This window comes from Roseococcus sp. SDR (genome assembly GCF_019083995.1).
In the GTDB taxonomy this organism is placed as follows: domain Bacteria; phylum Pseudomonadota; class Alphaproteobacteria; order Acetobacterales; family Acetobacteraceae; genus Roseococcus.
This window is the reverse complement of sequence record NZ_JAHRCU010000017.1, coordinates 76,773-95,261: the sequence shown is the minus strand read 5'-3', so window position 1 is coordinate 95,261 and position 18,489 is coordinate 76,773. Positions and strand designations below refer to the sequence as shown.

The 18,489-nt window shown below is 70.3% G+C and carries 14 protein-coding genes; 6 read left to right on the top strand and 8 right to left on the bottom strand.

Annotation, left to right across the window (positions count from 1 at the left end):
* The first annotated feature begins 8 nt into the window (after window positions 1-8).
* The 3 genes from recO to KTR66_RS18205 are packed head-to-tail and all read left to right on the top strand — an operon-like array spanning window position 9 to window position 3,366.
* Entirely contained in the window at window positions 9-761 is a 753-nt protein-coding gene (gene recO, locus KTR66_RS18215; RefSeq protein ID WP_213615035.1) for a DNA repair protein RecO, read from the top strand.
* The gene (parC, locus tag KTR66_RS18210; protein WP_213615033.1) at window positions 751-2,979 is read left to right on the top strand and encodes a DNA topoisomerase IV subunit A; all 2,229 of its coding nucleotides are present in this window, start codon (window positions 751-753) and stop codon (window positions 2,977-2,979) included. Before recO ends, parC begins: the two co-directional genes overlap by 11 nt.
* 3 nt (window positions 2,980-2,982) lie before the next feature.
* Complete coding sequence (locus KTR66_RS18205; protein ID WP_213615031.1) at window positions 2,983-3,366, top strand: hypothetical protein; 384 nt, start codon at window positions 2,983-2,985, stop codon at window positions 3,364-3,366.
* 21 nt (window positions 3,367-3,387) lie between these two features.
* On the opposite strand, the gene KTR66_RS25200 is transcribed toward KTR66_RS18205, so the two are convergent.
* The 6 genes from KTR66_RS25200 to KTR66_RS18175 all read right to left on the bottom strand — a co-directional run bounded on the left by KTR66_RS25200 (window position 3,388) and on the right by KTR66_RS18175 (window position 11,304).
* The gene (locus KTR66_RS25200) at window positions 3,388-6,387 is read right to left on the bottom strand and encodes a hypothetical protein (protein ID WP_213615029.1); all 3,000 of its coding nucleotides are present in this window, start codon (window positions 6,385-6,387) and stop codon (window positions 3,388-3,390) included.
* 77 nt (window positions 6,388-6,464) lie between these two features.
* Window positions 6,465-7,220, bottom strand: a complete 756-nt coding sequence (locus tag KTR66_RS18195; RefSeq protein ID WP_213615027.1) for an arginyltransferase — start codon at window positions 7,218-7,220, stop codon at window positions 6,465-6,467.
* Between the two features lie 45 nt (window positions 7,221-7,265).
* Entirely contained in the window at window positions 7,266-8,252 is a 987-nt protein-coding gene (glsA, locus tag KTR66_RS18190) for a glutaminase A (RefSeq protein WP_213615025.1), read from the bottom strand.
* Between the two features lie 3 nt (window positions 8,253-8,255).
* Complete coding sequence (locus KTR66_RS18185) at window positions 8,256-9,191, bottom strand: tripartite tricarboxylate transporter substrate binding protein (protein WP_213615023.1); 936 nt, start codon at window positions 9,189-9,191, stop codon at window positions 8,256-8,258.
* 98 nt (window positions 9,192-9,289) lie between these two features.
* Window positions 9,290-10,261, bottom strand: a complete 972-nt coding sequence (speB, locus tag KTR66_RS18180; RefSeq protein WP_213615021.1) for an agmatinase — start codon at window positions 10,259-10,261, stop codon at window positions 9,290-9,292.
* 101 nt (window positions 10,262-10,362) lie between these two features.
* Window positions 10,363-11,304: a tripartite tricarboxylate transporter substrate binding protein gene (locus tag KTR66_RS18175; RefSeq protein ID WP_213615019.1), complete on the bottom strand. Its 942-nt coding sequence runs from the start codon at window positions 11,302-11,304 to the stop codon at window positions 10,363-10,365.
* A gap of 118 nt (window positions 11,305-11,422) precedes the next feature.
* Between KTR66_RS18175 and KTR66_RS18170 the strand changes: the two genes are divergently transcribed.
* Both KTR66_RS18170 and KTR66_RS18165 read left to right on the top strand, forming a co-directional pair.
* Window positions 11,423-13,990, top strand: coding sequence for a GNAT family N-acetyltransferase (locus tag KTR66_RS18170; protein WP_213615017.1), 2,568 nt, complete (start codon window positions 11,423-11,425; stop codon window positions 13,988-13,990).
* Between the two features lie 322 nt (window positions 13,991-14,312).
* On the top strand, window positions 14,313-14,498 hold the full coding sequence (locus KTR66_RS18165; RefSeq protein ID WP_213615015.1) for a hypothetical protein: 186 nt from the start codon (window positions 14,313-14,315) through the stop codon (window positions 14,496-14,498).
* 7 nt (window positions 14,499-14,505) lie between these two features.
* Here KTR66_RS18165 and KTR66_RS18160 read toward each other — a convergent pair whose 3' ends face one another.
* Together KTR66_RS18160 and uvrA are read right to left on the bottom strand one after the other, a co-directional pair.
* Window positions 14,506-14,850, bottom strand: a complete 345-nt coding sequence (locus KTR66_RS18160; RefSeq protein WP_213615013.1) for a copper resistance protein CopC — start codon at window positions 14,848-14,850, stop codon at window positions 14,506-14,508.
* 32 nt (window positions 14,851-14,882) lie between these two features.
* The gene (gene uvrA, locus KTR66_RS18155; protein ID WP_213615011.1) at window positions 14,883-17,792 is read right to left on the bottom strand and encodes an excinuclease ABC subunit UvrA; all 2,910 of its coding nucleotides are present in this window, start codon (window positions 17,790-17,792) and stop codon (window positions 14,883-14,885) included.
* 146 nt (window positions 17,793-17,938) lie between these two features.
* On the opposite strand from uvrA, the gene ssb reads away from it, so the two are divergent.
* Window positions 17,939-18,454, top strand: a complete 516-nt coding sequence (gene ssb / locus KTR66_RS18150) for a single-stranded DNA-binding protein (RefSeq protein ID WP_213615009.1) — start codon at window positions 17,939-17,941, stop codon at window positions 18,452-18,454.
* Window positions 18,455-18,489: the final 35 nt, after the last annotated feature.

The following is an 18,489-nucleotide window of genomic DNA, read 5'->3' as shown; positions in this document are numbered from 1 at the left end:
CCCTTCCCATGTCCCTCGAATGGCACGCTCCCGCCATCGTCCTCGCCGCCCGCCCGCATGGGGAGGGCGGCGCGGTCGTCACCGTCCTCACCGAAGCCCATGGCCGCCATGCCGGCCTCGCCAAGGGCGGCGCCTCCCGCGCCCAGGCCGCGCTGTGGCAGCCGGGCAACCTGATCGAGGCGCGCTGGGTGGCGCGGCTGGCGGACCAGCTCGGCAGCCTCTCGGGCGAGATGGTGCATGCCGCGGCCTCGCTCGCGCTGGATGACCCCTTGGCGCTCTCTGTGCTCACCGCAGCCTGCGCCGTGGCCGAGGGCGCCCTGCCCGAGCGTGAGGCCCATCCCGGCTGCTTCCACGGCCTGGTCAGCGTCATCGCGGCCTTGGCGCGGGGGCCGGAACATGCCCTGCCGCGCCTGGTCCATTGGGAGGCGGTGCTGCTGGCCGAACTCGGCTATGGGCTGGACCTCACCGCCTGCGCCGCCACCGGCGTCACGGAAAACCTGATCTACGTCTCCCCCAAATCCGGCCGGGCCGTCTCGGCCGAGGCGGGGGCACCCTATGCCGACCGCCTGCTTCCGCTGCCCGCCTTCCTGCGCGACGCGGCGCAGCCCTCCGATGTGCAGGAATGGCTTGCGGGACTCCGCGTGACAGGCTTTTTCCTCACCCGCGATGCCTTCGGCCTGCAGCACCGCCCGCTCCCCCCCGCGCGGGAGGCCCTGCAGGACCGGTTGACCTTGATGACGGGACCCAGTGATGGCCGATGATGCGCTGAAGGACGGCGGGGAGATCCGCGAGACGCGGCTCGGCGAGGCGCTGAGCGGGCGCTACCTCGCCTATGCCATGTCCACCATCATGGCGCGCTCCCTGCCGGATGTGCGGGATGGGCTGAAGCCGGTGCATCGCCGCCTGCTCTGGGCCATGCACCAGCTCAAGCTCGACCCCGATGCGGGCTTCAAGAAATGCGCGCGCATCGTGGGCGACGTGATGGGCAAGTATCACCCGCATGGCGATGCCTCGATCTATGACGCGCTGGTCCGCCAGGCGCAGGAATTCGCCGCGCGCTACACCCTCGTCGAGGGCCAGGGGAATTTCGGCAATATCGACGGCGATAACGCGGCCGCCATGCGCTACACCGAGGCGCGGCTGACGGCCGTCGCCCAGGCGCTGCTCTCCGGCATTGACGAGGACACGGTCGATTTCCGCGCCACCTATGATGGCGAGGATCGCGAGCCCGCCGTGCTGCCCGCGGCCTTCCCGAACCTGCTCGCCAATGGCGCTACGGGCATTGCGGTCGGCATGGCCACCAGCATCCCGCCGCACAATGCGGGCGAGCTGTGTTCGGCGGCGCTGGCGCTGATCGCCAACCCCCAGATCAGCCATGCCGAGCTGCTGACCCATGTGCCCGGCCCCGATTTCCCGACCGGCGGCGTGCTGGTCGAAACCGCCGAGAACATTGCGGAGGCCTATGCCACCGGCCGCGGCGGCTTCCGCCTGCGCGCGAAATGGGAGGTGGAGCGGGCCAAGGGCGGCGCCTGGAGCATCGTCGTCACCGAGATCCCCTATCAGGTCCAGAAGTCCAAGCTGATCGAGCAGGTGGCGCTGCTGCTGGAGGAGAAGAAGCTCCCGCTGCTCGCCGATATCCGCGACGAGAGCACGGATCAGGTGCGCCTCGTGCTGGAGCCACGCAACCGCACGGTGGAGCCCGCCGTGCTGATGGAGACGCTGTTCCGCGCGACGCAGCTGGAAAGCCGCTTCAGCCTCAACATGAACGTGCTGGACGCGACGCGCACGCCGCGTGTCATGTCGCTGCGCGAGGCGCTGCGCGCCTGGCTCGACCACCGGCATGAGGTGCTGCTGCGCCGGACCAATCACCGCCTCGCCGCCATCGCGCGGCGGCTGGAGGTGCTGGACGGCTACCTCATCGCCTACCTCAACCTCGATGAGGTGATCCGCATCATCCGCACCGAGGATGAGCCCAAGCCCAAGCTCATGGCGCGCTTCGATCTGACGGAAGTGCAGGCGGAGGCCATCCTCAACATGCGGCTGCGCGCACTCCGCCGCCTCGAGGAGATGGAGATCAAGCGCGAGCACGAGAAGCTCACGAAGGAGCAGAAGGGCCTGCAGGCGCTGCTGGCCAGCCCCGCCAAGCAATGGGCCGCCATCGGCAAGGAGATCGAGGAGACGCGGAAGAAATTTGGCGATGGCGCGCTTGGTTCTCGCCGCACCGCCATCGGCTCCGGCCTGCCCGCCGTGGCGGTGGATGAGAGCGCCTTCATCGAGCGCGAGCCGCTGACCGTGGTGCTCTCCGAGAAGGGCTGGATCCGCGCGCTGAAGGGCCACCTGGCCGAGGATGCGGAGCTGCGCTTCAAGGAGGGCGATGCGCTCGGCTTCCGGCTGCATGCGCAGAGCACCGACCGCCTCGTCATCTTCGCCAGCAATGGCAAGGCCTATACGTTGCGCGCCGATACGCTGCCGCGTGGCCGTGGCGATGGCCAGCCGCTGCGACTGATGATCGACCTGCCCAATGAGGATGGCGTGCTGGCCATGTTCCTGCCCAGCGAGGGCGCGCGCTACCTCGTCGCGGCCGGGGACGGCAAGGGCTTCCTGGTCGAGGGCGCCGAGCTGCTGGCCGAGAAGCGCACCGGCAAGCAGGTTCTGGTGCTGGAGGGGATGACGCGCGGCGCGCTCTGCGTGCCGGCCGAGGGCGACCACGTGGCCGTGCTGGGCGAGAACCGCAAGCTGCTGGTCTTCCCCATCGAGCAGCTGCCGGTGATGACGCGCGGCCGCGGCGTGCAGCTGCAATCCTACAAGGATGGTGGCCTGGCCGATGCCAAGGTCTTCACCCGCGCCGAGGGGCTGAGCTGGCGCCTGGGCGAGCGCATGCGTGTCGAGACCGATCTCACCACCTGGCGGGGCAATCGCGCCGGGGCGGGCAAGGCCCCGCCCAACGGGTTCCCCCGTGGCAACCGCTTCGGAAGCTGAATGATGCGAATTCTTCTTCTCGCCAGCCTGATGCTCACCCTGGCCGCGCCCGCGGGGGCGCAGCAGCGCACCAGCGCGCATGACGGCACCTATGAGGGCACGCGCGTGCAGGAATGCCAGGCCACCGGCCGTTCGGGGCAAACGCGCGTGACGGCCCGGCTGCGTGGCTCCCGCTTCGAGATCGACGCCCTGCCGGGCGATCCGCCGCTGGAGGCGACGGTCGGTGCCAATGGCGCGGTGACGCTGCCGCCCTTCGGCCTGTTCGGCGCGGGCACGGGGCAGATCTTTGAGGGCGCGAACAATGCCCGCCGCTTCACCGGCAGCCACCCAGGGCGGCGCTGCCAGATGGTCTATGACCTGCGCCGGGTGTCCACGCGCATCCGGTGAGCGGGGGCTGCCGCGCTCCGCTCAGATCAGGAAGTCGGCCGCGGTCAGCCGCGCGATCGTGTCAGGCAGCGTGATGCTGAGGCTCGATCCGCCGTCCAGCACCACCACCGCATAGGCTGGATCCCCAGGCACGACGCCGCCGCCATAGACGATGGTGATGGCCGCGAAATCCGCGAAGCCATAGGCCTGCACATCCAGCAGGTCATCGCCCTGCGTGAAGTCATTGATCGAATCATGCCCGCCGCCGGGCGCGAAGACGAAGACGTCATCGCCGCTGCCGCCGCGATAGACCTGCGGCCCGCCGGCATCGATGAAGCGGTCCGCGCTCTCGGTGCCGATGAAGTGTTCGAACTCGCTGACGACGTTCAGGGGGCTTTCGCCCAGCGTCATGCGGCCCGTCGTCAGGTTCACCGTGGCGCCGAAACCGCCATAGACGCCCGAGAGGTCCAGCAGGTCGGTTCCGGCGTTGCCGTGGAACTCGTTGGTCGAGAACACCAGCGTGTGGCTCGCGCCGTCGAAATAGGTCGCGAGTGCCAGCGTGTCATCGCCCGCGCCGAGTTCGACGACATTGTTGTCGATGGTGATTTTCGCATCGCCCCGCGTGCTGCCCGCCCCGCCAGTGGCCGTGGCCTCGATCCGCACCAGCGTCTCGTCATCGCCCGGAGCATAGCCGCCGAAGCGGATCGCGGTGATCTGCACGGTGGCATCGCCGCCGGCCCCAGCCGCGCCGCCCCTGCTGCCCCCGCCCGCGCCGCCGATCGCGACAACGTCGAAGGTCGCGTTCATGCCGCCCGAGGGGAAGGTTCCCATGAGATCGAACAGCGCATCGGCCGTCCCGCCATCGCCGCCCGGGCCCGCCGCCCCGTTGCCGCCGGCACCGCCCGTCGCCTGGATGTTGAAGGTCAGATTCGTATTGGCCGAGAAGAGGCTGTCCCAGGTCTGGATCGCGCTTGCGGCCGCGCCGCCCTGGCCGCCCGCCCCCACCGTGGCGTTCCCGCCCGCGCCGCCCTGCGTGGCGAGGTTGACCGTGATCAGATCCTGGCCGATCTGGTTCACGACGCCGGTCCGCGCGGTAATGGTCGCGATGGCCGCCGCCACATCGCCGCCCGCCCCGCCATCATTCCCGGCCGCGCCATCGCCGCCCGTGATCGTGCTGTTCCAGACCACGACATCGGGGAGGCTCGTGCCGGCGGGATTGTCCGCCGCGGTGAAGGGCGTCTCGTAGAGCGACTCGCCCGCATCGCCCGGGTTCACGCCATCGGCGCCGGTGACATCGCGCGTCAGGGTCTCGTTGAGGTTGGTGTCCGTCTGGTCCTCGACCGTGATGGTGACGTTACGCTCCACCACGCGGCCGGTGCCCTGATCCGTCACCCGTACCGTGATGGGGTAGGCGCCGAGCGTCTCGTAATTCAGCGCCTCGGTGGTGATCATCCGGTAGTCGTTGAAGGCGAAGGGCGCGCCGGGCGTCACCACCTCGAAGGTGAGGGGGCCCACCACCGCGAAGCCCGTCACGCCCCAGTCGCCGACGAGCGCGCCGGCCGCGCGGTTCTCCGGCACGGTGAGGACGCCGGGGACGAGGGCGGGCGTCAGCACGTCCACCACGAAGTCCTCGGAATAGGTGAGGCCGAAGCTGTCGGTCGCGGTGATCCTGAGGGTGACGGTGTCGGTGATGGCATCCTCGAGCAGCGCCTCGCCCGCCTTCAGCCGCAGGAAGTCGCCAACGAACTCGAAGCGAGGATCATCCACCGTATAGGTGAAGGTCTCGCCGGAATTGGGGTCCGTCGCGCGCACGACGCCGACGTCACGCCCGCCGCTCAGCAGGCTGCCGCCACCGAACAGGAAGGTGAGGTCGGTGGGCGCGCTCTGCGGGGCCAGGATGAATTCCGCGGCCGTCATGCCGGCGAGGACGCCAGGGCGCAGTGTCACGCTGGTGCCGTCGGCAAAGGTGAAGACCGTGCCGTCGCCGGACTGGCGGCCGAGGGCGAGTGCCTGGGCCGCCGTCGCGATGCCATGCGCGCTGACGTCCAGGCGATCCTCGCCGATCACAAAATCGGAGATGCGATCGGCGCCGCCCGCGAGGGTCACGGTGAAGATGTCAGCGCCTGTGCCGCCGAAGAGATTGTCATTGCCCTCGCCGCCGGTGAGGGTGTCGGCACCGGCGCCGCCCATCAGGAGGTCAGTGCCTTGGTCGCCCGTGAGGAGGTCCGCGCCGTCGCCGCCTTCCAGGCGGTCCGCGTCGTCGCCGCCCTCGAGGGTATCGTCTTCGCCGCCGCCGAGCAGGGTGTCCGCGCCGGTGCCGCCCATCAGCAGATCCTGGCCGTCATCGCCCTGGAGAAGGTCATTCCCGGCATCGCCCGCGAGGGTGTCGTTGTCGGCGCCGCCGAGGAGCTTGTCCGCGTCATTGCCGCCGCTCAGTGAATCCTGGCCCGCCTCGCCACGGAGATCGTCGATGCCCGCACCGCCGGTGAGGGTGTCGGCTCCGTCGCCACCCAGCAGGAGGTCTTTTCCATCGCCGCCCGAGAGGAGATCCGCGCCGTCGCCGCCCTCCAGGCGGTCCGCGCCGGCGCCGCCGTCGATCGTGTCATCACCGGCGTCGCCAAGCAGCGTATCCGCGCCCGCGCCGCCCAGGATGCTGTCGCCCAGCACCCCGCCGGACACGGCAAGGGCAGTCGCGGCGGACAGCGCCGAGCCATCCACCGTGAGCGCGGCAGTTGGCGTGGTCAGCCGGATCTGGAGGGTCGGTCCGAAGGCGGCCTCGGCCGCGGCGCCGAGCGTCACGGTGTGGAGCCCCGTGCCGCTGAAGCGGAGCTGCTCGAAGTTCGCGAGACCCGCGAAATGCAGGTCGGTCAGCGTGCTGCCGCCGACGGAGATGATGCGAAGCACATCCGCGGCGTCTCCCGCATCCTGTGCAAGGCCGGGCGCCAGCAGGGCGTTGACCGACCGGACATTGAAGGTATCCCGCCCTGCCGTGCCCGCGCGCACCAGGGGGGTCGCCGGTGGGCTGATGGTGAACACGGCCATGGGGAAGCCTCGCGCAAACGTAATAATAAATTTTGCGTGAACCTATGCGCGGTGTCCAGACCCTCAGGGCTGTCGATCTATCCCGCGGTCACCCGCTCTCCCGAAACCGGCTCATCTTCGCCGAGCGGGGTCCATTGCCCCTGCACCAGCACCTCAGCCGGGCGATACCCGGCCTTGTAGGCCATCTTCCGGCTCTCGGCGACCCAATAGCCCAGATAGACATAGGGCTGCCCGCCGCGCACCGCCTCGCCCATCAGCCACATCACGGCATAGGCGCCGAGGCTGCGGCGATCCTCCTCGGGCGCGAAGAAGCTGTAGACGGCGGAGAGCCCGTCCGAGAGCCAGTCGGTGAGGCAGGCGCCCAGCAGGCGGCCCGTGCCGTCGCGGAACTCCACGAGGCCCGTGGTGATGGGTGTGTCCTCCACCATGGCGCGATAGTCATAGAAGCCCATCGCCGCCATGTCGCCACCCGGGTGGCGGCTCTGCTGGTAGTGCTGGAACAGGGCGAATTGCTCGGCCGTGGCGCGGGCCGGCACGGGCCGCACCTCGAGATCCGCGTTGCGGGCGATGATCTTGCGCTGGGTGCGGCTGGGTTCGAAATCGGCGGCCCGGACGCGGATCGGCACGCAGGCGCGGCAGCCCGGGCAGACCGGCGAATAGGCGATGTTGTGGCTGCGGCGGAACCCGGCGCGGGAGAGGCGGTCATGCAGCGCCTCGGCATCCGGGCCGGTCAATTCGGTCACGATCTTCCGCTCCGTCCGGCCCGGCAGATAGGGGCAGGGGAGGGGGGTGGTCGTGTAGAAGAATTGCGGGCGGCGGGTTCGGCTTTGCAAGCCCCGATATTTGCGTCTCGCGCCCGCCGTTGCAAGCCGTGGCGGTCAGTCCGGCACCTTGAAATAGGTGGGAATCAGCGCTGATCCGCGGTTCGTGGCGTCGAAGACATGCAGGCCGAGCTCGGCCGCCAGGCTCTTGAACACGGCCAGCCCCCGCACCGAATTGCCCCGCGCATCCAGCCGCGGTGAGAAGGTGGCGAGGCCCAATTGCCGGCTGACCACGCCCAGGATGCCGCCGCCCACGCCGCTCTTGGCCGGGATGCCGACGTCATGCGCCCAGTTGCCCGAGTAATCATAGACGCCGCAACTGAACATGACGGAGAGCGTGTCCCGCACGGCCCCCACCTCGAAGACCTGGCGGCCCGTCCAGGGCTGCTCGCCCAGATGGCCGAGCGTCGCGCCGATCCGCGCCAGATCCGTCGCGGTCGCCAGGATGGAGCATTGCTTGAAATAGAGATCCAGCACCGGCTCCACCGGCCCCGAGAGCGCGCCGGCCGAGAGCAGGAGATGCGCGATGGCGCGGTTGCGGTGCCCGGTCTCCGCCTCTGATCGATAGACCGCCTCGTCCAGCGCGAGGCGCCGTCCCGCCGCCTGGGAGAGGCGGTCCAGCACCGTCTCGAAGGCGGCCTCGCCCAGCACCTCGTGCAGCAGGCCCGAGATGGCGATGGCGCCGGCATTCACCATGGGGTTGTAGGGCCGGCGCGTCACCGGATCGAACTCGATCGCGTTGAAGGCGTCGCCGCTCGGCTCCACGCCGACGCGCGCGCGCACGGCCGCGGGGCCGGCCAGCTCCAGCGCCAGGCAGAAGGTCAGCGCCTTGGAGATGGACTGGATGGTGAAGGGGCGCTCCGCATCGCCCACGCTGAACTGGTGGCCCTCGGCGGTGGCGATGGCGATGCCGAAGCTGTCCGGGTCCATGCGGGCCAGCTCGGGGATATAGTCAGCCAGAGCGCCGTCGCGCAGCGGGGTGTAGCGGGCGAGAATGCGCGGCAGGATGCGCTCGATCTCGGCGCGCGGGGCATCGGTCGTCACGTGTCAGTCTCCGGGGCGGATGCCGGCGGCCTGGACGATGGCGCGGAACTTCTCCAGCTCCGCCCGCCAATAGGCCGCGAACTCCGACTGGCCGCGATAGGTGATGGGTGTGGCGATTCGCTGGAAGCCCTCCACCACGGCCGGGCGCTGCAGGGCGCGCTCGCAGGCGGATTGCAGGCGATCGAGCACCGCGCTCGGCGTGCCGGACGGCGCGAAGAGGCCGGCCCAGATGGAATGCACCAGGTCGAAGCCCTGCTCGCGGAGCGTCGGCACGTTGGGGAATTCGGCGGTGCGCGCCTCGGCCATGACGCCGACGGCGGTCAGGTTGTTGGCCTGCAGCGGGCCGGGCAGGTCGGCATAGACCATCACGTCGCCGCGCAGCAGGGCGATGACGGCCTCGGCGCTGCCGCGGAAGGGGACATGGACCATTTCCACATTCGCCTGCCGCGCGAGGGCCACCATCACGATGTGCGGGATGGAGCCCTGCCCGGCCGAGCCATAGGTGAAGCCGCCCCGCGCCGCCCGCGCGGCGGCGACGAGCGAGGCCGCGTCGCGCACCGGGCCGGTGGGCGCCGCCATCATCATCACCGGTGCGTCCCCGACCTGGCAGAGCGGCGCGAAATCGGTGACGCGATAGGGCAGGTCGCTGCGGAAGAAGGGCTGGATCGCCATCGGCCCGGTGGTGGAGAGCAGCAGCGTATTCCCATCCGCCCGCGCGCGCGCGACTTCCGCCGCGCCGATGGCGCCACCCGCGCCGGTGGTGTTCTTCACGATGACCTGGGTGCCCAGCATCTCGCTCATCTCGGGCGCCAGGAGGCGCGCCATCCGGTCGGCGGAGCCGCCGGCGCCGAAATTCACGACGATGGTGATGGGTGTCTGGGCCTTCGCCGCCGCAAGCGGCAGGGCAAGGCTGGCGAGAAGCAGGAGGGCGCGGCGCATCGGGGCTTTCCCATGTGGAAGCCCGAGATTCGCGCGCCCGGTCAGCGCGCGACAGGCGGAGGCGCGGCAGAATTTCGCGCGCCCGGCCGTGATCTGCCTCAGAGAGGGCGCAAACGTGCCCGCGTTTCAGCCATCAGGCACAGGATCTCGAACATCATGGTGGCCCCCACCATCGCCGTATTGCCCGAGGGGTCATAGGGCGGCGAGACCTCGACCAGGTCGGCCGCGATGATGTCGAGGCCGCGCAGCCCGCGCAGGATGCGCATCGCCTCGCGGGGGGTGAAGCCGCCCACCTCCGGCGTGCCGGTGCCGGGGGCGAAGGCGGGGTCGATGCTGTCGATGTCGAAGGTCAGGTAGGCGGGGCCCGGGCCGGCGATGCGCTTGGCTTCGGCGGCCACCGCATCGGGGCCGAGATCCACGCATTCCTCGATCGTCATGATGCGGATGCCGACCTCGCGCGCCCAGTCCATGTCCTCGGCCGAATAGAGCGAGCCGCGGATGCCGATCTGGACGACGCGCTTCGGGTCGAGCAGGCCTTCCTCGATGGCGCGGCGGAAGGGCGTGCCATGGGTGTAGCGGGTGCCGCCGAAATAGGTGTCGTTGGTGTCCGAGTGGCTGTCGAAATGCACCATGCCGAGCGGGCCGAGGGCCGGCTCTGCCCGCGCGATGCCGCGCAGCAGCGGCAGGGAGAGCAGGTGGTCGCCGCCCGCGGCCAGCGCCCAGGCGCCGGCCGCGCGGATCTTGGCGACCGCCTCGGTGACAAGGTCGAGCGTCTGCATCAGGTCGGTCGGGTTGGTCGGCAGGTCGCCGAGGTCCGCCACGCGGCAAAGCTTGTAGGGCTCGGTCAGGCTGATCGGATGGACGCGGCGCATGAGGCCCGAGGCCTCGCGCAGCTGGCGCGGGCCGTGGCGCGTGCCGGGGCGGTTGGTGGTGCCGCCGTCGAAGGGAATGCCGATCAGCGCGATGTCGAGGCCTGCCGCATCGTCCCGCATCGGCAGCCGCATGAAGGTGCAGGGGCCGGCGAAGCGGGGAATGGTGAAGCCATCCAGCGGGCGGGGCCAATCGGACATGCGGGGCAAGCTCCTTCTCTGCGCGGGACGGAGCCTAGGGTCTGATCGCCTTGGGGGGAATCACCCAAGGCGTGAATCAGCCCGGCAGGAAGGCTTCCTGCTCAGTCGCCCGGGCGAATGCCCGCCGCCTGGACGATGCCGCGGAACTTCTCGAGCTCCGCCGCCCAGAAGGTCGCGAAGTCCTGCTGGTTGCGGAAGACGATCGGGGTGGCGAGGCGCTGGAAGCCCTCGATGACGGCCGGCGCCTGCAGCGCACGCTGGCAGGCGGCCTCGACGCGCGCCAGGAATTCCGGCGGCGTGCCGGCCGGCGCGAAAAGGCCGGACCAGATGGAATAGACCAGGTCCACGCCCTGTTCGCGCGCCGTCGGCGTGTTCGGGAACTCGGGCGTGCGGCGCTCGGCCAGGAGTGCGACGGCCTGGAGGTTGTTGGCGCGCAACGTGCCGGGCTGGTCCGCGAAGATGCTGACATCGCCGCGCAGCAGCGACGTCACGGCTTCCGCATTGCCGCGATAGGGGATGTGCGTCATCGGCACGCCAGCGGCGCGGGCGAGTGCCACGGTCGCAATGTGGGGCAGCGAGCCTGGCCCGGTGGAGGCGAAGTTGAAGCTGCCATTGGCCTCCCGCGCGCGGGAGATGACTTCGGCCAGGCTGCGCAGCGGGCTGCCGGGGGCGGACATCACCACCACGGGCGTGTCCGCCACCTGGCAGATCGGCGCGAAATCCGCAGGGCGATAGGGCAGGTCGGCGCGGAAATGCGGCTGGATCGCCATGGCGCCGATCGGCGAGAGCAGCAGCGTCGTCCCATCCGGCCGGGCGCGTGCCACCTCGGCCGCGCCGATCCCGCCGGCCGCCCCCGCGCTGTTCTTGATCACCACCTGGGTGCCGAGCGCGGCCGAAAGCTCGGGCGCCAGCAGCCGGCCCATCAGGTCCGACGGGCCGCCGGCCACGAAGTTCACGACGACGGTGATGGGCGCTTGGGCGAGTGCCGCGCCGGGCAGGGCCAGGATGGCGAGCGCGGTGAGCCGCGCGAGGAGGCTTCGCATGGTCGTTGTCTTCCCTTTTCGGCGGCCCTCTGCGGGGCCGCTCCGCCATGAGCCTAGAGCAGGGGAGGCGCGCGGGGGAACCTCCTCCGCCGCGCGGGCCTGCTGCTATGCTCAAAATATGTCGCTTCTCCTCACCGGGCGGCCGGGCCGCGGCTTCCGCGAGACCGCCTTCTTCCAGCCGCGCTCCGTCTGGCTGCGGGCCGACCCCGATTTGCCGGAGACCGCGATCCTCACGCGCAACCTGGCGGCGGGCGGGTTTCGTGGCGCCCTGATGGGCGATGGCTTCGCCCCCGTGGAGGGCACGCCAGACCTTGCCATCCTCTGCGTCCCGCCCGCGGTCCAGGCGCGGGAGATGGCCCGCATCGCGGCGCGGGGCTGCTTCGCCGTGGTGGTGCCGACCGCCGCGCCCGGCCTTGCCGCGAAGGCGGCGGCGGCGGGCGTGCATGCGATGGGCGAGCGCAGCTTCGGGCTGGCCCTGCCCGGCATCGGGCTGAACGCCACGCTCTCGCATTTGCCGCTGAAGGCCGGTCGGCTCGCCCTCATGGCGCAATCCTCGGCCATCGCGCGCGCGGTGATCGATTGGGCGACGGCCGAGGGGCTGGGCTTCAGCCACATCATCGGCGTCGGCTCCAACGACGGGCTGGGCTTCGCTTCGGGGCTCGATTGGCTGGCGCGGGATACGGGGACGGCCTGCGTGATGCTGGACATCCGCCGGATCAAGCAGCGGCGGCTCTTCGTCTCCGCGGCGCGCGCGGTGGCCCGCACGAGACCGGTGCTGGCGCTGCGGGCGGGCGGGCGGATGGATGACCCGAGTGGCATCGCCGATGGCGTGATGGCGGCCGTGCTGCGCCGCGCGGGCGTGCTGCGGGCCGAAGGCTTCGAGGAATGGCTGGCGGCGGCTGAGACCCTGGCCCGCACCAAGCCGCGCGGCGGCGCGGGCCAGGCGGACCGCATCGCCATCATCGCCAATGGCCTGGGTGTGGCGCGGCTCGCGGCCGATGCGGCGCTGGCCCAGGGGCTGCGGCTCGCCCGCTTCACCCCGGCGACGGAGGCGGCGCTCGCCCCCCTGATCCCCGAGGGGTGGGAGGCGCGCAACCCGCTCTCGCTCGGCAGCCGGGCGGGGGCGGAACTTGCGCAGGCGGCGCGGCTGCTGGCCGGCGCGGGCGAGGTGGATGTGGTGATCGCGCTCCACGCGCCCGAGCAGGAGGCCGCCCCCACCGAGGCCTTCGCGGCCGCCGCGCGTGGCAATCGTGGCGCCCCCATCCTGCTGGGCTGGACCGGCGAGGCGAGTGCGCGGGCCGAGCGCCTGGCGCTGACCGAAGCGGGCCTGCCTGTCTTCCAGACCCCGGAGGCCGTTGTGCGCGGCGCGGCGCATCTGGCGGCCGAGCGCCGCAACCGCGCGACGGCGGCCGAGCTTCCGGCCTCCGACGTGCTGGAGCTGACGCCCGATCGCGCCAAGGTGCGCGCGATCTTCGACACCGCCCGCGCCGAGGGGCGGCGCGACCTCTTCGAGGATGAGGCGTTGGCGGTTCTGGCCGCCTATGGCATCCCGACCCTCACCCCGCGCCGCGTGGAGACGGCGACGGAGGCCGCGGTGGCCGCGGTGGCGCTCGGCCCGCCCGTGGCACTCAAGATCCGTGCCCTGCTGCGCCACAAGAGCGAGGTGGGCGGCGTGGTGCTGAACCTGCGCAACTTCGACAGCGTGCGCGCCGCCGCCGAACAGATGGCCGACGAGGTGCGCCGCCGCGCGCCGGAGGCCACGCCCGCCGGCTTCCTCGTGCAGCCCATGGCGCGGCGCGGCGGCATGGAACTGCGCCTGCGCCTCGGCGAGGATGCGATGTTCGGCCCCTGGATCGGCTTCGGCCAGGGCGGCACCACGGCCGATATCGCGGCCGACGAGGCGCTGGACCTGCCGCCGCTCAACCTGCCGCTGGCGCATGGGCTGATCGCGCGCACACGGCTTTCCCGGCTGCTGCCGGGCTTCCGCGACCGGCCGGCGGTGAACGAACCCGCGATTGCGGACGCATTGGTGCGGATCAGCCAGCTCCAGGTGGATTTTCCGGAGATCATGGCGCTCGGCGCCAATCCGATCTTCGCCGATGCCTCGGGCGTTGTGGCGGCCGATGCCTCGCTGCGCCTGCGTCCCGAGGGGGCGACCGCGCTCTTCGCCATCCCGCCCTATCCGATGGAGTGGGTGGCGCCCTTCACCGGACGCGATGGCAGCATCTTCGAGGTTCGGCCGATCCGTCCGGAGGACGCGGCGGCGCAGGGCGCCTTCTTCCTGGAATTGCCGCCCGAGGATGTGCGCTTCCGCTTCTTCTCGACGATGAAGGAATTGCCCCCCGCCATGCTCGCCCGCCTCACGCAGATCGATTACGGGCGGGAGATGGCCTTTGTCGCGTTCCGCGAGGGGCGGAACTACGGCACGGCGCGCATCATCCGCGAGGGTGCCGGCACCAGCGCCGAATTCGCGGTGGTGGTGAGCCCGGCGGCCAAGGGCACGGGCCTCTCGCGGCACCTGATGGAGCGCGCGATGGAATGGGCGCGGCATGAGGGTGTCACGGAGATCGTCGGCCATGTGCTGGCGGACAACGCGCCGATGCTGGCCTTCGTCCGGAAGCTGGGATTCACCATCAGCCGCAGCACAGAGGATGCGGACATCATGCTGGCGAAGATGGCGCTGTAGAACGTGCCGGGAGGATGATTCATACCACATCCCATGGAGCGTGGCCGAGCCATGGGATGTGGCATGTTTTTCCTGCCCTCAGACGCCGGGCGCGGCCTCCGGCCGCTTGGCTTCGCCGGAATGCCGGCGGGCCGCATTCGCGGCCTCGCCCGCCTTCGGCGGGCGTGAGTCATGGACCGCGGGATTTGGTATCAGCGTTTCGGCGATGCCGCCTCAACGCATCATGCTCCGATTTCGCCTCGATTCCGGCGTGCTGCCGCCATGCGGCGGCGCTCTCATTCCGTCAGCGACAGATGCAACCCCGTCGCTTTCGGAGGCCGTGATGGCCAAGCTGTCCTTCCATCGCATCGCGCGTGCCCTGGGCGCGCTCTCGCTTCTCGCCAGTCTGGCCGCCTGCGTGGCGCCGCCGCCGCGCTACTATGGCGGCGGCTATGGCCGGGCCTATGCCTATCATCAGCCGGTCTATCGCGGCGGCTACCATTACGGACCGCCACGCCGCTGGCATTGAGGCGCCGTCACCGGATGGTGAAATCCAGCCCGCCCATGCTGGGCACGCCGCCGGCGCGTGGGGCCACCACCCAACGGAGCACATAGTCGCCGGCCGGGAGGCCGCCGGCCACGGCGTAGAGCGTATTGGGCGAGGCGCCGAGGCGCGGGCGGAGGGTGCGGATCACCAGATCGCCCCGCGTGACGATGAGGCGCGAGGCCTGGTGGTCCACCGGCCCGTCGAAGCGCACGAAGAACTCCTGGGCGGCGCCCTGCATCACGCTGCGCGGCGTCGGGCTCGCTTCCATCATGTGCAGCATCTCCGCCCGGGCGGGGGCGGCGAGGGCGAGGAGGATGAGGAGGAGGCGGGCCATGCCTCCTGGTTTCGCCCCCTGACGCCGCTCGGTTACGCCTTCCGCGCGCGCTTCGCCTTGGGCGCTGCCACGGGCGCATGCCTTGCCAGGATGGGTGCCAGGAAGCGGCCCGTATGGCTTTCCGGGTTGGCGGCGATCTCCTCCGGCGTGCCGGAAGCCACGATCCGCCCGCCGCCCTCGCCGCCTTCGGGGCCGAGATCGAGCACCCAATCGGCGGTCTTGATGACCTCGAGATTGTGCTCGATCACCACCACCGTGTTGCCGCTGGCCACCAGCGCGTGCAGCACGTCGAGCAGCTTGCGCACATCCTCGAAATGCAGGCCGGTCGTCGGCTCATCCAGGATGTAGAGGGTGCGGCCGGTGGCGCGGCGGGACAGCTCCTTCGCCAGCTTGATGCGCTGCGCCTCGCCGCCTGAGAGCGTCGTCGCCTGCTGGCCGAGGTGGATGTAGCCGAGGCCGACCTCCTCCAGCGTCTTCAGCTTCTCATGGATGCTGGGGACGGCGGCGAAGAACTCGCGCGCCTCGGTCACCGTCATGTCCAGCACATCGGCGATGGACTTGCCGCGGAACTTCACCTCCAGCGTCTCGCGGTTGTAGCGCTTGCCCTTGCAGGTGTCGCAGGTGACGTAGACATCGGGCAGGAAGTGCATCTCGATCTTGATGACGCCATCGCCCTGGCAGGCCTCGCAGCGGCCGCCCTTCACGTTGAAGCTGAAGCGGCCGGGCTTGTAGCCACGGCTGCGGCTCTCGGGCAGCTCCGCGAACCAGTCGCGGATCGGGGCAAACAGGCCCGTATAGGTGGCGGGGTTGGAGCGCGGCGTGCGGCCGATGGGCGACTGGTCGATGTCGATGACCTTGTCGATCAGCTCGATCCCCTCGATGCGCTGATGCGGCGCGGGCACGACGGAGGCGCCCATCAGCTTGCGGCTGAGGCCGTTGAACAGCGTCTCGATGACCAGCGTGGACTTGCCGCCGCCCGAGACGCCGGCAATGGCGGTGAAGGTGCCGAGCGGGAATTCGGCCGTCACGTCCTTGAGGTTGTTGCCGGTGGCGCCGACGACGCGGAGCATGCGCTTCCTGTCCACGGCGCGGCGCTGCTCCGGCATCGGGATTTCGCGCCGCCCGGCGAGATAGGCGCCGGTCAGGCTGGCGGGGTCGGCCGCCACCTGCTCGGGCGTGCCCTGGCTGACGACGGTGCCGCCCGCCTTGCCGGCGCCGGGGCCGATATCCACCAGGTAATCCGCGGTGCGGATCGCGTCCTCGTCATGCTCGACGACGATGACGGAATTGCCGAGGTCGCGCAGGCGGCGCAGCGTGCCGAGCAGGCGCTCATTGTCGCGCTGGTGCAGGCCGATCGAGGGCTCGTCCAGCACATAGAGCACGCCGGTGAGGCCGGAGCCGATCTGGGACGCCAGGCGGATGCGCTGGCTTTCGCCGCCGGAGAGCGTGGCGCTGCTGCGCGCCAGCGAGAGGTAGTCCAGCCCCACATCATTCAGGAACTGCAGCCGGTCCTCGATCTCGCGCAGGATGCGGCGCGCGATGTCCTGGCGCTGCGGCGTGAGCGTCGCCATCACGCCCGCGAACCAGTCCTTCGCGCGGCGGATGGAGAGCGCCGAGGCCTCGCCGATATGGCAGCCCGCGACCTTCACGGCCAGCGATTGCGGCTTCAGGCGATGGCCGCCGCAGGCATGGCAGGGCTTCTCCGCCTGGTAGCGCGCCATGTCCTCGCGCACCCAGGGATTGTCGCTCTCGCGGAAGCGACGTTCGAGGTTGCGGATCACGCCCTCGAAGGGTTTTTGCACCTCATAGGCGCGCAGGCCATCCTTGTAGCGGAGCGTGACCGGCTCGGCCCCCGTGCCGTGCAGGATGGCTTGCTGGGCGGCCTCGGGGAGGTCCTCCCAGGCGGTGTCCATGCTGATGCGCAGGTGCTTCGCAAGGCTCACCAGCGTCTGGTCGTAATAGGGGCTGCTGGCATTGCCGGCCCAGGGGAAGATGGCGCCCTCCTTCAGGCTCAGCGCCGGGTTGGGAATGACGAGCGCCGGGTCGAAGAAGCTCTCGGTGCCGAGGCCGTCGCAGGTGGGGCAGGCGCCCTGGGGCGAGTTGAAGCTGAAGAGCCGCGGCTCGATCTCCTCGATGGAGAAACCGGAGACGGGGCAGGCGAATTTCTGGGAGAAGACGGTGCGCTCGCCGCCATCCGCGTTCTCCGCATAGGCGATGCCGTCCGCGAGGGCGAGCGCGGTCTCGAAGCTGTCGGCCAGGCGCTGGGCCAGGCCGTCCCGCACGACGACGCGGTCCACCACCACCTCGATGTCGTGCTTCAGCTTCTTGTCGAGCTTGGGCGCCTCGCTGATCAGGGTCAGCGTGCCGTTGATCTTCACGCGCTCGAAGCCGCGGCGCTGGTATTCGGCGAGCTCCTTGCGGTACTCGCCCTTCTTGCCGCGGATGACGGGCGCCAGGATCAGCAGCCGCGTGCCCTCGGGCATGGCCATGACGCGGTCCACCATCTGCGAGACGGTCTGCGCCTCGATCGGCAGGCCGGTGGCGGGCGAATAGGGCACGCCCACGCGCGCCCAGAGCAGGCGCATATAGTCGTGGATCTCGGTCACCGTGCCGACGGTCGAGCGCGGGTTGTGGCTGGTGGTCTTCTGCTCGATGGAAATGGCGGGCGAGAGGCCCTCGATGCTGTCCACATCGGGCTTCTGCATGAGCTGGAGGAATTGCCGCGCATAGGCGCTCAGCGATTCGACGTAGCGTCGCTGGCCCTCGGCATAGATGGTGTCGAAGGCGAGCGAGGATTTGCCGGAGCCGGAGAGGCCGGTCAGCACCACCAGCTTGCCGCGCGGCAGGTCGAGATCCAGCGATTTCAGATTGTGCTGGCGGGCGCCGCGGATGCGGATCAGGTCCGTCTTGCTTGCCGGCAGGGGGGGCGTGTCGCGCGGCATGGGGGAACTCCTGATCCGAATGTTCGCATTGTGTTCACGGGGCTTTTGCACCATAATGGGGGTGGGTGCCAAGCCTTTGTCCGGGGCTGGCCCGGGCATTCCGGAAAAGCTAGGTTCCGGGACCAAATTGCAAGGAGTCGCCGCGCATGGCCGGTGTTAACAAGGTGATCATCCTGGGCCGCCTCGGCAAGGATCCGGAGGTGCGCAACTTCCAGAATGGCGGGAAGGTCGTGAACCTGCGCATCGCGACCTCCGAGCGCTACAAGGACCGTGAGGGCAACCAGCAGGAGCGCACCGAGTGGCATGCGGTGGCCATCTTCAACGAGAAGCTGGGCGAGATCGCCGAGCGGTATCTGAAGAAGGGCAGCGAGGTCTATATCGAGGGCCAGCTGGAGACCCGGAAGTGGCAGGATTCCTCGGGGCAGGACAAGTACACGACCGAGATCGTGCTGCGGCAGTATCGCGGCGAGCTGGCGCTGGTCGGCGGCCGCTCCTCGGGCGGCGGCGGCGACATGGAGGAGGGCGGCTATTCGTCTGGCCGGAGCAGCGGCGGCGGCTATTCAGGCGAGCGCAGCTCGGCCCCGGCCCGGGGCGGTGCGCCGCGCTCGGGCGGCTGGGATTCGGGGAAGAAGCCGGACATGGATGATGATATCCCCTTCTGAGCTTTGCGAGGGGGCTTTGCCCCCTCGCGCTCCCC